The following is a 13044-nucleotide window of genomic DNA, read 5'->3' as shown; positions in this document are numbered from 1 at the left end:
ATGGATGATCGGGTAGCGGGTGCCCTGTCACTCCCGGACGACTGGCCCGCCCACCCGGACCTCAGCCTCGCCCTGAACCGAATGGGCAGCTTCGACTGGGATCTGGACAGCGGCCTCATGCACATGGACCAGCCCGCTCTCGACGTGTTCGACCTGCGCCCCGACGAGTACGACGACCGTCCCGCCTCCCTCGCCCCACGCGTTCCCACCGACGAGGCGATCAGGCTCGACGGCATGGTCTCGCAGGCGCTCAAGAGCGGGCGCAGCAACTACGGTGCGTACTTCCGCGTCATGCGGCGCGACGGCACACTGCGCTGGACGCACACCCAGGGCTTCATCCGCCGGGACGGCACCGGCAGGCCGCGGCGCATCATCGGAATCGTGCGCGACGCCACCCAGGAGCTGGCCGATTCCACCGCCCGCCGCGAAGTGGACCAGGAGCGGCGGCGCCGGACCAGCCTGGTGGAGGGCACGACGGCCGCGCTGGCCCACGCCCGGACCGTCAAGGACGTCACCGACGTCCTGAAGAACTCCCAGGGCCTGGCCAACCTCGGCGCCACCAGCCTGGTCATGGGTCTGCTGGAGTCCGGACGCATCCACCTCGTGGCCGACGGGCCCGAGGGTGCCTATGTGCCGGGAACCCGTTACACCCGAACGGACGAGCCCTACCCGATGAGCGAGGTGATCCGCACACTCGCGCCCCGCTTCATCGAGTCCGCCGAGGACTTCGCGACCTCCTACCCGATCCTCTGGCCCCACATCAGTCACCTCGGCATCACCGCCGCCGCCTACATGCCGCTCATCGCCCAGGCCCGCCCGATCGGCGCACTCGGCCTCCTCTACGGCAACAAGGCGGGCTTCACGGCCGACGAGCGGAACCTGCTGGTGGCGCTCGGCAGCTCGATCGCCCAGAGCCTGCAGCGGGCCATGCTCTACGAACAGGAACACGATCTGGCCGAGGGGCTCCAGCAGGCGATGCTCCCGCGCCGGATCCCCGATGTCCCGGGAGCGCAGGTCGCCGTCCGCTACCGCTCCGCGCGGCTCGGCCGCGACATCGGCGGCGACTGGTACGACGTCATCTCGCTGCCCGGCGGCCGGGTCGGCGCCGTCATCGGAGACGTCCAGGGGCACGACACGCACGCCGCCGCGGTCATGGGGCAGCTCCGGATCGTGCTGCGCGCCTACGCGGCCGAGGGGCACAGCCCCGCCACGGTGATGGCGCGGGCCTCCGTCTTCCTCCATGAGCTCGACACCGACCGCTTCGCGACGTGCACGTACGCCGAGATCGACCTGACCTCCGGGGTGGTGCAGCTGGTCCGGGCGGGCCATGTCGACCCGCTCGTACGCGACGTCGACGGCAGCTGCCGCAGGCTGCCCGCCGAGGGCGGCCTGCCGCTCGGGCTCTCGGCGGAGTTCGGCCGTCTCGAATACCCGGTCAGCACCGTCGAGCTCGACCCCGGCCAGACGCTGCTGCTGTACACCGACGGCCTGGTCGAGCTGCCCGGGGCCGACCTCGACGAGGGTATGCAACTGCTGGCCTCCACCGTGCACAACGGTCCGCAGGACATCCAGCAGCTGGCCGACCGGCTCTGCGACGTCGTCGACGAACGGGGCGGCGAGGACGACGTGGCGATGCTGCTGCTGCGCCGCAGGGCCGCGCACGCGCCCCACCCGGGCGGAAGGCTCCAGCAGCACGTCGCGCAGAACGACCCCGAGGCGCTGAGCTCCTCCCGCCACATGATCCGGGCGGCGGTGCGCGCCTGGGGGGCGAAGGACCGGGCGGACGAGGTCGAGCTGGCCGCGGACGAGCTGATCACCAATGCGCTGATGCACACCGACGGCGGCGCGATCGTCACCATCCGGGTGCTCACCGGCCCCGAACGGCGCCTCCGGGTCGATGTGGAGGACCGGTCCAGCGCCCTGCCGCGGCGCAGGGACGCGGGGGAGTCCGGGGTCTCCGGCCGAGGGCTGATGCTCGTCGACCGGCTGGCCGACGTGTGGGGTGTGGAGTCCCGCGGCAACGGCAAATGCGTGTGGTGCGAGTTCGTCATCCCGGAGCGCGGGTAGCGCGAGGACCGCAGCGACGCGAGGATGTAACAGTACGTAACACGTCCATGCTTGACCGTAACCGATCACCAGCGATTGACTGCGATCCTGCAGTCCTGCTGTCGATGACACGAGGCCCCGTTGAGTACCGAGCTCCTTGCACCGCTTGATCTGGCTTTCTGGCACCTCGAATCCGATGCCCACCCGATGCACCTCGGCGCGCTCGCCGTCTTCTCGCCGGCGCCCGGAGTGGGGCCGCAGGACCTGCTGGCTCTGCTGGGGGAGCGCGCTGCCGCGATTCCGCGGCTCCGCATGAGGGTGCGGGACGTCCTGCTGCCCGTGGGCGGGGCCGCCTGGTTCACCGACAAGGACTTCGACGTGCACCGGCACGTCCGGCGGGTGGTCCTGGCGGAGGGCGACTTCATGGCGGAGGCGACCCGGCTTGCGGGCGAGCTCATGGAGCAGCCGCTCGAACGCGGCCTGCCGCCCTGGCAGATGTACCTCCTGAGCGGCGCGGGCGGCGGCCCGTTCGCCGTCCTGGTGAAACTGCACCACGCCCTCGCCGACGGGATGCGGGCCGTCGCCATCGGTGCCGGGATCTTCGACCAGATCGCCGCCGCCGGAACGGGGCGCGGCGCGGCGCGCCGCAGGACACCGGTGCCCCCGCGCTCCTGGCTGCCCGGCCCGCACAAGGTGGCGGGCGCGGCACTGGACCGCATCGGGGAGGTCGGCAGGGCGCTGGGGGTGGGTGCCTCGGTCGTACGGGCCAGCCGCCTCGACATGCGCGGCTCGACCGTCCTGACCGCGAGTTCCAGCGGCACCCGACGCCTGGCCACCGCCGAGCTCGACGCCGAGACGGTCCAGCGGATCCGCCGGGTGGAGGGCGGCACGGCCAACGACGTCCTGCTCGCCGTGGTCGCCGGGGCCCTGCGCCGCTGGATGCTCGAACGCGGCGAGCAGCTCCCCGGCGCCGACCCGCGCGCGCTGGTACCCGTCTCCCGGCGCCGACCGCACGGTGCGGCCACCGGCAACCGCCTCTCCGCCTACCTGCTCGGCCTCCCGGTCGGGGAACCGCAGGGCCGCGAGCGACTGCGCCTGGTCCGCAGCGGGATGGACCGCAACAAGGCCGCGGGCCCGATGCGCGGTGCGGGCGCGGTGGCCGTGCTCGCCGATCAGTTGCCCGCCCTGGCCCACCGGTTCGGTGCTCCGCTGGCCGGGAACGCGGCGCGGATGCTCTTCGACGTCCTGGTCACCAGCGTGCCCCTGCCCCGCTCGGCACTCTCGCTCGGCGGCTGCCCGCTGAGCGCCGTCTACCCGATGGCCCCCCTGGCCCGCGGGCAGTCACTGGCCGTCGCCCTGTCCACGTACGGCGGACGGGTGCAGGTCGGACTGGTGGCCGACGGCAAGGCGCTGCCCGACCTCGACCGGCTGGCGGCGGCCGTCCAGGACGAGCTGGCGGAGCTGCAGTCCCTGGTCGTGCCCGTCGTGCCTGCCCCGTCGTAGGGCGGACTTCAGGGGGCCGCCAACCGGCTTGCTGCAGATAGATCGGACAACTTGAAGGGAAACAGGTCCTCCGGAGCCGTCCTGGGAGTTGACGTGGCCAAGTGATCCGATGAATATTCGCAGTGCAGTGCACCGGCGATCATCGGCAAGGGCGGCAGAGGCATGCGGCGCATCAGGCTCGGACCGGACATGGCACCGCCCATGGGGATCATCGACGCCCACCATCACGTCTGGGACCTCGCCGTACGGGACCAGGGCTGGATCGCCGGTGGGGAACTCGCCCCCATCCGCCGCACTTTCACCCTCGCCGACCTGGAGCCGGAGGCACGCGCCGCAGGTGTGCGGGCCACCGTCCTCGTCCAGACCGTCACCGTCGCGGAGGAGACGCCCGAGTTCCTCGAACTCGCCGCCGGCAGCGGTCTCGTCGCGGGTGTCGTCGGGTGGACCGACCTCACCGCACCGGACGTCGCCGACACGCTCGCCGCCCTGCGCGCCCTGCCCGGCGGCGACCTGCTCGTCGGAATCCGCCACCAGGTCCAGGGCGAACCCGACCCCGAGTGGCTGCTGCGCCCCGACGTCCTTCGCGGACTCCGGGCCGTCGCGGAGGCCGGACTCGTCTACGACCTGATCGTCCTGCCGCATCAACTGCCCGCCGCCGTCCGGGCCGCCGCCCTGCTGCCCGGACTCACCTTCGTGCTCGACCACGCGGGCAAACCCCCCGTGGCACAGCGGCGTACGCACCCGTGGGCCGACGGGCTCCGGGCGCTGGCCGCGCTGCCCAACACCGTGTGCAAACTCTCCGGCCTGGTCACCGAGGCCGACCCGCGCTCCTGGACGGTCGAGGACCTGCGCCCGTACGCCGACACGGTCATCGGCGCGTTCGGACCCGACCGGCTGATGTTCGGATCCGACTGGCCCGTGTGCCGGCTCGCTGCGTCGTACACCGAGGTCGTCGAGGCGGCCCGGGTCCTGACCGGCGGACTCGACGACGACGAACGGCGGTCGGTCTTCGCCGCCACCGCACACCGCGTCTACGGCCTGGGGGAAGCCGCCGGCTGAAGGCGCGCCGCGCGACTTCGCGGGCATAGGCCGGTCCGCTGCGGCAGGCTGGTGTCATGCCCGAACTTCCCGAAGTCGAAGCACTGCGGGACTTCCTCGTCGACCACCTGGTCGGCAAGGAGATCGCCCGCGTCCTGCCTCTCGCGATCAGCGTTCTCAAGACGTACGACCCGCCGCTCACCGCCCTGGAGGGTGCGACCGTCACCTCCGTGGCCAGGCACGGCAAATTCCTGGACATCACGGCAGGACCGCTCCATCTGCTGACCCACCTCGCCCGGGCCGGCTGGCTCCAGTGGAAGGACAGCTTCCCTGCCACGCCGCCCCGGCCGGGCAAGGGCCCCCTGGCCCTGCGCCTGGTCCTCGCCGGTGGCGACGGGTTCGACCTGACGGAGATGGGCACCACCAAGCGCCTCGCGGTCCACCTGGTGCGCGACCCGGCGGACGTGCCGGGCGTCGCACGCCTCGGGCCCGATCCGCTGGCCGATTCCTTCGACCGGGAGGCGTTCGCCCGGCTGCTCGGCGGGGAACGGCGACAGCTCAAGGGAGCCCTTCGCGACCAGTCCCTGATCGCGGGCATCGGCAACGCCTACAGCGACGAGATCCTGCACGTCGCGAAGATGTCCCCGTTCAAACTCACCACGAGCCTCGGCGACGCCGACATCAGCCATCTGTACACGGCGATGCGCACCACCCTCCAGGAAGCCGTCGAACGTTCCCGGGGCGTCGCCGCCGGGAGGCTCAAGGCCGAGAAGAAGAGCAACATGCGCGTGCACGGGCGTACCGGTCAGCTGTGCCCCGTCTGCGGTGACACCGTGCTGGAGGTGTCGTTCAGCGACTCCTCGCTGCAGTACTGCCCCACCTGTCAGACCGGCGGCAAGCCCCTGGCCGACCGGCGCATGTCCCGCCTGCTCAAATAGCGGGACGTCAGCGGGTCACCGTCGCCAGCCACTGCCCGTCCGACGACCAGACCTCGAAGTGATCGATCTCGGCGGGCCGCAGCGCGGCGCCTCCTCGGACCACCGCCGGCTCCTCGCCCGGCCCGGTACCCGTACCCGACCAGGTGCTCACGGTCTGTTTGCTGCCGTCCCGCCCCACGGCGACCAATGCGCACGACCCCGCCGCCGGGGCTCGTGCCACCTCCAGTCCGACGTCCGAGCCCCACTCCCTCTCACCGGTCGTCACCACCGCGCTCACACCGGTGCCCCGGTCCCCTCCCGCCCACCGCTCGGCCGCCGCCGGACCGGGCGGCGAACCGCCGTACAGGCCCGCCACGGCCGCCGGCCCGCCGACGCCCAGGACCACGGCCGCCGCCACGAGGGCGAGGCGCCGTCTTCGGGACGTGCGGCGCCCGGCCCTCGCCACGGCGACGATCCGGTGCAGGAGTTCCGGCCCGGCATCGGCCACCGGAGCGACCCCGGCCGGCGTCCGGCGCACGTACACCGCGAGCTGAGCAGCCACCTCCCCGAACTCGCGCACCTGGACCCCGCAGGCGGAACACTCCGTCAGGTGCTCCTCGAAACGGAAGGCATCGGCAGCACCGAGCACGCCGAGCACGTAGGCTCCGACGTCGCGATGGGGTTCGAGGATGCGCATGCCCACACGTACGCAGCGGACCCGTAAATCACTCATGCCACAACGCAGGTACACACCCAGCGACCGACCGGTCCGAGAACGGCCGGCACACGGAGGGTGGAAGAAGGAGCCCCCGCGACGCCGCCCCCCAGGTGCCGGTCGGTCTAAACTCCGGCCTCATGCTGCGCGTACTCGCCGTCGACGACGAAGCACCCGCCCTGGAGGAACTCCTCTACCTCCTGCGCGCCGACCCCCGCATCCGGAGCGCCGAGGGTGCCACCGGTGCGACCGAGGCGCTGCGCCGCATCGGCAGTGCCGTCGATGCCGGGCCCGATGACCCCTCGGCCATCGACGTCGTCTTCCTGGACATCCACATGGCCGGCCTCACCGGACTCGACGTGGCCCAGCTGCTTGCGGGTTTCGCCGCGCCCCCGCTCATCGTCTTCGTCACCGCCCACGAAGGCTTCGCCGTGCACGCCTTCGACCTCAAGGCCGTCGACTACGTGCTCAAGCCCGTCCGCCGCGAGCGCCTGGCCGAGGCCGTGCGACGCGTCGCCGAACAGGTCGGCGAGCGCTCCGCACCCGTCCACGACGCCGCCGCCGACCAGATCCCGGTCGAACTGGGCGGGGTGATCCGGTTCGTGCCCGTCGAGGACATCGCGTACGCCGAGGCGCAGGGCGACTACGCCCGGCTGCACACCGCCACGGGCAGCCACCTCGTCCGGATCCCGCTGACCACCCTCGAGGAGCGCTGGCGTTCCCGCGGCTTCGTGCGCATACACCGGCGCCATCTGGTGGCGCTGAACCGAATCGACGAACTCCGCCTCGACGCGGGCAGCATGAGCGTGCGCATCGGGGACGCGGAGCTCGCGGTCAGCCGTCGTCACACCAGGGCCCTGCGCGATCTCCTGATGCGCCAGACCGGCCGCTGACCTGGGCCTACCCGGGCTCGCCCCTTCCCAGCCGAGGCCCGTGCCGCCTAGACTCCGAGCCCATGTCCGCAGAGAGCACACCCCGGCGCGAAGTGGTCACGGGGGAGCCGCGGCGGGTGCGTCCGCTGCCCCGCTACCGTGCCCAGTCGGAGATCGACGAGCAGACCGCCCTCGGCGGTGCCTACGTCCGCTCCCTGATGCGCAGCCAGCTCCGTGCCGGACTCACCGCCTTCGGCGTACTCGCCCTCGTCGCCGGCACCCTGCCGTTGGTCTTCGAGGCCCTCCACAGCAACACCCTCGTCTGGGCGGTCCTCGGGTTCGCCACCTATCCGCCGCTCACCCTGGCCGCCTGGTGGTACGTACGAAGGGCCGAGCGCAACGAGCGCGACTTCGCCCGACTCGTGGAAGGCCGCCCCGCACCGTGACCGCGCCCGGCCATCCCGCATCGATGGTGGCGGTCGCCCTCGTCGTCCTGGCCACCGTGCTCGTCGGCGGCTTCGGACTGCGGATCTCCCGGACCACGTCCGACTTCTACGTCGCCTCCCGCACCGTGCGGCCACGCCTCAACGCCGCGGCGATCAGCGGCGAGTACCTCTCCGCCGCGTCCTTCCTGGGCATCGCGGGCCTGGTGCTGGTGCACGGCCCCGACATGCTCTGGTACCCGGTCGGCTACACCGCCGGATACCTCGTGCTGCTGGTGTTCGTCGCCGCACCACTGCGCCGCTCCGGGGCGTACACCCTGCCCGACTTCGCCGAAGGGCGCCTGGAATCACGCCAGGTGCGCCGGCTGGTCAGCGTGTTCGTCGTCGGCGCGGGCTGGGTGTACCTCGTACCGCAACTGCAGGGTGCCGGACTCACCCTGAAGATCCTCACCGGAGCGCCCGGCTGGCTCGGCGACGTCCTCGTGGCGTCCGTCGTCGTGCTCGCCGTCGCGGCGGGCGGCATGCGCTCGATCACCTTCGTGCAGGTGTTCCAGTACTGGCTCAAGCTCACCGCGCTCCTCGTCCCGGCGATCTTTCTGGTGCTGGCCTGGCAGGGCGACGGACGGCCCCCGGTCAGCTTCGACGAGCAGGTCTCCGTCTTCCGTGCCGAACACCCCCTCTACGCGACGTACGGGCTGATCGTGGCGACCTTCCTCGGCACCATGGGCCTGCCCCACGTCGTCGTCCGCTTCTACACCAGCCCCAACGGCCGCGACGCCCGCCGTACCACCGTCGCCGTTCTCGCCCTCATCGGCGTGTTCTATCTGCTGCCGCCGGTCTACGGAGCCCTGGGCAGGCTGTACGCCCCCGAGCTCATGCATGAGGGTGACGCCGACGCCGCCGTACTGCTGCTGCCCGCCCGGGTGATCGGCGGCCTCGGCGGTGATCTCCTCGGCGCGCTCGTCGCCGGGGGCGCGTTCGCCGCGTTTTTGTCCACGGCGTCCGGGCTCACCATGGCCGTCGCCGGAGTGATCACGCAGGACGTCCTGCCCTCGCGCGGCGTACGGCACTTCCGGCTGGCCACCGTCCTCGCGATAGCCGTGCCGCTGGCCGGTTCACTGCTCGTCAGCCGGGTGCCGGTGGCCGACGCCGTGGGCATGGCCTTCGCGGTCTCCGCCTCCTCCTTCTGCCCGCTGCTCGTCCTCGGCATCTGGTGGCGGCGGCTCACCCCGCCGGGCGCGATCGCCGGACTGCTGCTCGGCGGCGGCTCCGCGCTCCTGTCCGTGGCCATCACCGTGAGCGGCGCGGTGCGCCCGCCCGGCTGGCCGCACGCCCTGCTCGCCTGGCCCGCGGTCTGGTCCGTGCCGGTCGGCTTCCTCGCGATGATCCTGGTGTCCCTGGCCACTCCGGGACGGATACCGCCGGGCACCAACGCGGCCATGACCCGCTTCCATCTGCCGGAAGCGCTGACCTCGGGGAGAGGGCGATGAGCCCCTGCAAGGAGAACCGGTGACCGGAGCCGGGATCGCCGTCATAGCCGTGCTCACCCTGCTGCTGTTCGGTACGGGCTTCCTCCTCGGACGCACCGCACGGCCCGTGCGCACCAGTGACGTGGGTACGCCCGTCGAGCACGCCACCTTCGAGACCCTGCACACCGCTTCCCTCGCCGCGCCGCCCCTGCGCGCCGGACTCACCGAGGAGAGCGCCCGCCGGTCGGCACGCCGGCTGCGCTCGCTGCTGGGCACCGACGCCCTCTGCCTCACCGACCGGGACCGGGTGCTCGTGTGGGACGGCGAGGGGGACCATCACGGCAAGGACGTGATGCAGCACGTCCAGGAGCTCCTCGCCAGCGGCCGGGACACCGCTTTCCACAGCGACTGCGGCGACCTCGACTGCCCGCTCCGCTGGGCCGTCGCCGTCCCGCTGACCGTCGACCACCGGGTGCTCGGCACACTCGTCGCCTATGCGCCCCGTGAATCCGCCGTCCTGGCGAGGGCTGCGGGAGAAGTCGCCCGCTGGGTCTGCGTACAGTTGGAACTCGCCGAGCTCGACCGCTCCCGCACGCAGCTGATAGAGGCCGAGATCAAGGCGCTGCGGGCGCAGATCTCCCCGCACTTCATCTTCAACTCGCTCGCGGCGATCGCCTCGTTCGTCCGCACCGACCCCGAGCAGGCACGCGAACTGCTGCTGGAGTTCGCCGACTTCACCCGCTACTCGTTCCGCAGGCACGGCGAGTTCACCACCCTGGCCGACGAACTGCATTCCATCGACCAGTACTTGGCGCTCGTTCGGGCACGCTTCGGGGACCGGCTCTCGGTGACCCTCCAGGTCGCCCCGGAGGTGCTGCCCGTCGCCCTGCCGTTCCTCTGCCTCCAGCCGCTGGTCGAGAACGCCGTCAAGCACGGCCTGGAGGGCGCCGTCACGCGGAGCCGCATCACGATCAGCGCCCTGGACGCGGGCGCCGAGGCGGAGGTGGTCATCGAGGACGACGGCATCGGTATGGAGCCGGACCGGCTGCGGCAGATCCTGCGCGGCGAGGGCGGTACGTCCACCGGGATCGGGCTGCTCAACGTCGACGAAAGGCTGCGGCAGGTGTACGGCGACGCCTACGGGCTGGTCATCGAGACCGGTGTGGGCGCAGGCATGAAGATCACTCTGCGACTGCCCAAGTACCGTGCGGGAGTCCACGGTTCATGACGTCCCGTGGTGCGTCCGCTCAGTAGAGATGGATGGCCAGGTGCCCGAGCGGCAGCCCGAGCTGCCACGCGGGAGTCCACACCTGTGCCTCCCGTTCCTCCTCGGTCCCCGCCGGCTCCCAGGGCGGCGGCGGCCCGATCGCGTCCAGGTCCGCCGCCAGGAGTTCGGTCTCCTCCAGCCAGCGCCAGGCCGCACGCGCCAGCGCGAGGTCGGGGTCCGCCGGCGAACCCTCGGACCCCGGGGGTTCCTGGGCGTCCAGCCGTGCGCACACCCAGTGTCTCCACGCCGCTCCGTACGCGGTGAGCAGCCGCAGTTCGTCCACGCGGGCCGCAGGCAGCGCGTCGGCCACCGCCCCTTCGGAGAGGAAGATCGTCAGGGCGAGGGCATCCCGGCCCGCCCGGTACTCCAGAGTCGTCGGCTCCATCAGGTCGCCGGTCACCAGTAGTTCGTCCGCGATGTACTCGGCGTACATCCAGTCCATCGGGACCAGCAGCCCGCCCCCACTGGTTCCATCGTGCCGTTCGGGACGCATCCCGTCTCGCCTCTTTCTTCGACTCGGTACCGGGCTTCACGCAGCATTGAACCGGGGGCGCGTGCCCCGCGTGGGCAGAAGGGCAGGATCCGTCGGGAGATACGAGGTGCGATGACCGCCGAACGCGGCGACGACCCGCATGTGCGGGAGCTGCTGGGTGCGTATGTGCTCGACGCGCTGGCCGCCGAGGAGAGCGGTCCGGTCGCCGGGCACCTCCAGCGGTGCGACGCGTGCGCCGCCGCCTACGTGGAGGTCGCGGACACGGTGTCCCTGCTCGCGCTGCTCAGTGAGGACGACCTGCTGGAGTAGCCGGGAAGATTGCGGGACAGCAGCCGCAGCGCGTAGTACGAACGGGACTTGACGGTGCCCGCCGGTATGCCGAGCGCCTGCGCCGTCTCGCCGACGCTCAGCCCGCGGAAGTAGATCTGTACGAGCACCGCGCGGTGCTCCGGGCTGAGCGTCCTGACCGCCTCGCGCACATCGAGCGCGCGGACCGCCGAGTCAGCGGTGTTCTCCCGGGCGGGGGCGCTCTCCAGGACCACGTCGCTGACCTCGGCGGGCCGGGCCTGGCGGGACCTGCGTGCGTCGATGGCCAGACGCCGGGCGACGGTGAAGAGCCAGGGGCGCATCGAGTCGTACGGGGCGTCGAACGCCTCCGGATGCTGCCAGGCGCGGACCAGCGTCTCCTGCAGCAGGTCCTCCGCGCGCTGCCGGTCGCCGAACGTCAGCCCGAGCAGGAAGTGGAACAGAGCCGGCCCGTGTTCCCGCTGCAGCTCCGCGAGGGTCCGCTCATCGGTTGTCGCCGTGGTCATCGTGAACGTCCTTTCCCGAAGAGGCCCCTGCCGCCTCGCTCCCGCCTGGCGTATACGAACGCATCGCGGCCCGGGGGAACAGGCAGCACACCGAGATGTGCGCCGAGCGGTCGCACGGAGCGGCGAGTGGTGCGGTGAACGGTCGGCAGGCGGCGATACGGCCGATTCAGGTACTTCACCACCTATGTCCTTGACTCGCCAGTATGAATATATGTGTATTCGGATGGCCGAAATCATCCGAACTGGGAGTCGTGCCGATGACGAAGCGCATCCGACAAGGCGCGGTGATCGCCGTCGCGGGGCTGCTCGCCGCCGCGACGGCCTGTACCGGCCAGCAGTCCACGCCCCCGGGTTTCGCCGGACGCCAGCTGTCCGCGGACGGGGGCGGCAGCGGGGCGGGCGGCGGGGGAGCGGACAGCGCGCGCACCTTCACGCTCCTGGCCTCGGGCGACATCCTGCCCCACTCCTCCGTCATCGACCGGGCCGCGGCCGACGCGGGCGGCCGGGGCTACGACTTCCGGCCGATGCTCAAGGGCTCCGTCCCCGCCGTCTCAGGTGCGGATCTGGCCATCTGTCACATGGAGACGGTGTACGGGCAGGACGGCGGCCCCTACACGGGCTACCCCACCTTCAAGTCGCCGCCCGAGGTGGCACAGGCACTGCGTTCCACCGGCTACGACTCCTGCTCCACGGCGTCCAACCACACGCTGGACGACGGAGCGCCGGGGATCGGGCGCACCCTCGACGCTCTGGACAAGGCCGGCATCGCGCACGCCGGATCCGCCCGATCGTCCGCCGAGGCGGGCCGCCCCACCCTGCTCAAGGCCGGTCGGGGCAAGCGGGCCCCGAAGGTCGCGCACCTCGCGTACACCTACGGAACCAACGACATGCCTCTGCCCGCGGGCCAGCCCTGGGCGGTCAACCTGATCGACCGGGACCGGATCGTCGCGGACGCCAGGGCGGCCCGCCGCGCCGGCGCCGACGTCGTCGTCCTCTCCCTGCACTGGGGTACGGAGTGGCAGGACGACCCCGACGAGGACCAGCTCGCGCTGGGCCGCGAACTCACCGCATCCGTGACCGGGGGCCGCCCCGACATCGACCTGATCCTCGGTACCCACGCCCACGTCCCACAGGCGTACGAGAAGGTCAACGGCACCTGGATCGTCTACGGCATGGGCGACCACATCTCCGGTGCGATGGTCAACCACGAGGGCGCCGAGGACCCACGCGGCAACGAGAGCTCGATGGGCCGCTTCACCTTCGCGCCGCCCGGGAAACCCGGGGAGCGCTGGACAGTCAGCAAGGCCGAATTCATCCCCCACCGGTTCGATCCCGTGACCGGGCGCGCGTGGAACCTCGACGCGGCAGTGGAGGGCGGAGCGGACCACCGGTGGGAGGCCCGCGACCGGATTCGCGATGTCGTCCTCAGTCGCGGCGCCGGCCAGGACGGCCTGGTGATGGGGAAGTAG

Annotated in this window: 13 protein-coding genes; 10 read left to right on the top strand and 3 right to left on the bottom strand. The window is 71.8% G+C overall.

Features of this window, described 5'->3' with window-relative positions:
• The 4 genes from OG257_RS04940 to OG257_RS04925 all read left to right on the top strand — a co-directional run bounded on the left by OG257_RS04940 (position 1) and on the right by OG257_RS04925 (position 5525).
• Entirely contained in the window at positions 1–2067 is a 2067-nt protein-coding gene (locus OG257_RS04940; protein ID WP_329205053.1) for a SpoIIE family protein phosphatase, read from the top strand.
• A gap of 120 nt (positions 2068–2187) precedes the next feature.
• Positions 2188–3549, top strand: a complete 1362-nt coding sequence (locus tag OG257_RS04935; RefSeq protein ID WP_329205050.1) for a wax ester/triacylglycerol synthase family O-acyltransferase — start codon at positions 2188–2190, stop codon at positions 3547–3549.
• A gap of 189 nt (positions 3550–3738) precedes the next feature.
• Entirely contained in the window at positions 3739–4608 is an 870-nt protein-coding gene (locus OG257_RS04930; RefSeq protein WP_329214897.1) for an amidohydrolase family protein, read from the top strand.
• Positions 4609–4664: 56 nt separating this feature from the next.
• On the top strand, positions 4665–5525 hold the full coding sequence (locus OG257_RS04925; RefSeq protein WP_329205048.1) for an Fpg/Nei family DNA glycosylase: 861 nt from the start codon (positions 4665–4667) through the stop codon (positions 5523–5525).
• A gap of 7 nt (positions 5526–5532) precedes the next feature.
• On the opposite strand, the gene OG257_RS04920 is transcribed toward OG257_RS04925, so the two are convergent.
• Positions 5533–6237: a zf-HC2 domain-containing protein gene (locus OG257_RS04920; protein WP_329205046.1), complete on the bottom strand. Its 705-nt coding sequence runs from the start codon at positions 6235–6237 to the stop codon at positions 5533–5535.
• 122 nt (positions 6238–6359) lie between these two features.
• Between OG257_RS04920 and OG257_RS04915 the strand changes: the two genes are divergently transcribed.
• The 4 genes from OG257_RS04915 (at position 6360) to OG257_RS04900 (ending at position 10231) form a co-directional block, all read left to right on the top strand.
• A complete protein-coding gene (locus OG257_RS04915) occupies positions 6360–7112 on the top strand; it encodes a LytR/AlgR family response regulator transcription factor (RefSeq protein WP_329205045.1) in 753 nt (250 codons plus the stop codon).
• A gap of 62 nt (positions 7113–7174) precedes the next feature.
• Complete coding sequence (locus OG257_RS04910; protein ID WP_329205043.1) at positions 7175–7537, top strand: hypothetical protein; 363 nt, start codon at positions 7175–7177, stop codon at positions 7535–7537.
• A 23-nt stretch (positions 7538–7560) separates the two neighbouring features.
• Positions 7561–9024, top strand: a complete 1464-nt coding sequence (locus OG257_RS04905) for a sodium/solute symporter (protein WP_383186891.1) — start codon at positions 7561–7563, stop codon at positions 9022–9024.
• Positions 9025–9043: 19 nt separating this feature from the next.
• Positions 9044–10231: a sensor histidine kinase gene (locus OG257_RS04900; RefSeq protein ID WP_329205039.1), complete on the top strand. Its 1188-nt coding sequence runs from the start codon at positions 9044–9046 to the stop codon at positions 10229–10231.
• A 19-nt stretch (positions 10232–10250) separates the two neighbouring features.
• Here OG257_RS04900 and OG257_RS04895 read toward each other — a convergent pair whose 3' ends face one another.
• On the bottom strand, positions 10251–10763 hold the full coding sequence (locus OG257_RS04895; protein ID WP_329205037.1) for a hypothetical protein: 513 nt from the start codon (positions 10761–10763) through the stop codon (positions 10251–10253).
• A gap of 111 nt (positions 10764–10874) precedes the next feature.
• Here OG257_RS04895 and OG257_RS04890 point away from each other — a divergent pair, with 111 nt between their 5' ends.
• Complete coding sequence (locus tag OG257_RS04890; protein ID WP_329205036.1) at positions 10875–11072, top strand: zf-HC2 domain-containing protein; 198 nt, start codon at positions 10875–10877, stop codon at positions 11070–11072.
• Here OG257_RS04890 and OG257_RS04885 read toward each other — a convergent pair.
• The gene (locus OG257_RS04885) at positions 11006–11575 is read right to left on the bottom strand and encodes a sigma-70 family RNA polymerase sigma factor (RefSeq protein ID WP_329205034.1); all 570 of its coding nucleotides are present in this window, start codon (positions 11573–11575) and stop codon (positions 11006–11008) included. The genes OG257_RS04890 and OG257_RS04885 overlap by 67 nt on opposite strands.
• A 257-nt stretch (positions 11576–11832) precedes the next feature.
• Between OG257_RS04885 and OG257_RS04880 the strand changes: the two genes are divergently transcribed.
• Positions 11833–13044 carry a CapA family protein gene (locus OG257_RS04880; RefSeq protein ID WP_329205032.1) on the top strand — a complete coding sequence of 404 codons (1212 nt, stop codon included), beginning with the start codon at positions 11833–11835 and terminating at the stop codon, positions 13042–13044.

Source organism: Streptomyces sp. NBC_00683, assembly GCF_036226745.1.
Taxonomy (GTDB): Bacteria; Actinomycetota; Actinomycetes; order Streptomycetales; family Streptomycetaceae; genus Streptomyces.
The sequence above is the reverse complement of the archived record's forward strand: the minus strand, read 5'-3'. Positions and strand labels throughout refer to the sequence as shown.

Bases quoted from the DNA above. Each gene is read 5' to 3' on its own strand.
- OG257_RS04940 (WP_329205053.1), top strand. From the start codon at position 1: ATGGATGATCGGGTAGCGGGTGCCCTGTCACTCCCGGACGACTGGCCC.
- OG257_RS04930 (WP_329214897.1), top strand. From the start codon at position 3,739: ATGGCACCGCCCATGGGGATCATCGACGCCCACCATCACGTCTGGGAC.
- OG257_RS04925 (WP_329205048.1), top strand. From the start codon at position 4,665: ATGCCCGAACTTCCCGAAGTCGAAGCACTGCGGGACTTCCTCGTCGAC.
- OG257_RS04920 (WP_329205046.1), bottom strand. From the start codon at position 6,237: ATGAGTGATTTACGGGTCCGCTGCGTACGTGTGGGCATGCGCATCCTC.
- OG257_RS04915 (WP_329205045.1), top strand. From the start codon at position 6,360: ATGCTGCGCGTACTCGCCGTCGACGACGAAGCACCCGCCCTGGAGGAA.
- OG257_RS04910 (WP_329205043.1), top strand. From the start codon at position 7,175: ATGTCCGCAGAGAGCACACCCCGGCGCGAAGTGGTCACGGGGGAGCCG.
- OG257_RS04905 (WP_383186891.1), top strand. From the start codon at position 7,561: ATGGTGGCGGTCGCCCTCGTCGTCCTGGCCACCGTGCTCGTCGGCGGC.
- OG257_RS04895 (WP_329205037.1), bottom strand. From the start codon at position 10,763: ATGCGTCCCGAACGGCACGATGGAACCAGTGGGGGCGGGCTGCTGGTC.
- OG257_RS04890 (WP_329205036.1), top strand. From the start codon at position 10,875: ATGACCGCCGAACGCGGCGACGACCCGCATGTGCGGGAGCTGCTGGGT.
- OG257_RS04885 (WP_329205034.1), bottom strand. From the start codon at position 11,575: ATGACCACGGCGACAACCGATGAGCGGACCCTCGCGGAGCTGCAGCGG.
- OG257_RS04880 (WP_329205032.1), top strand. From the start codon at position 11,833: ATGACGAAGCGCATCCGACAAGGCGCGGTGATCGCCGTCGCGGGGCTG.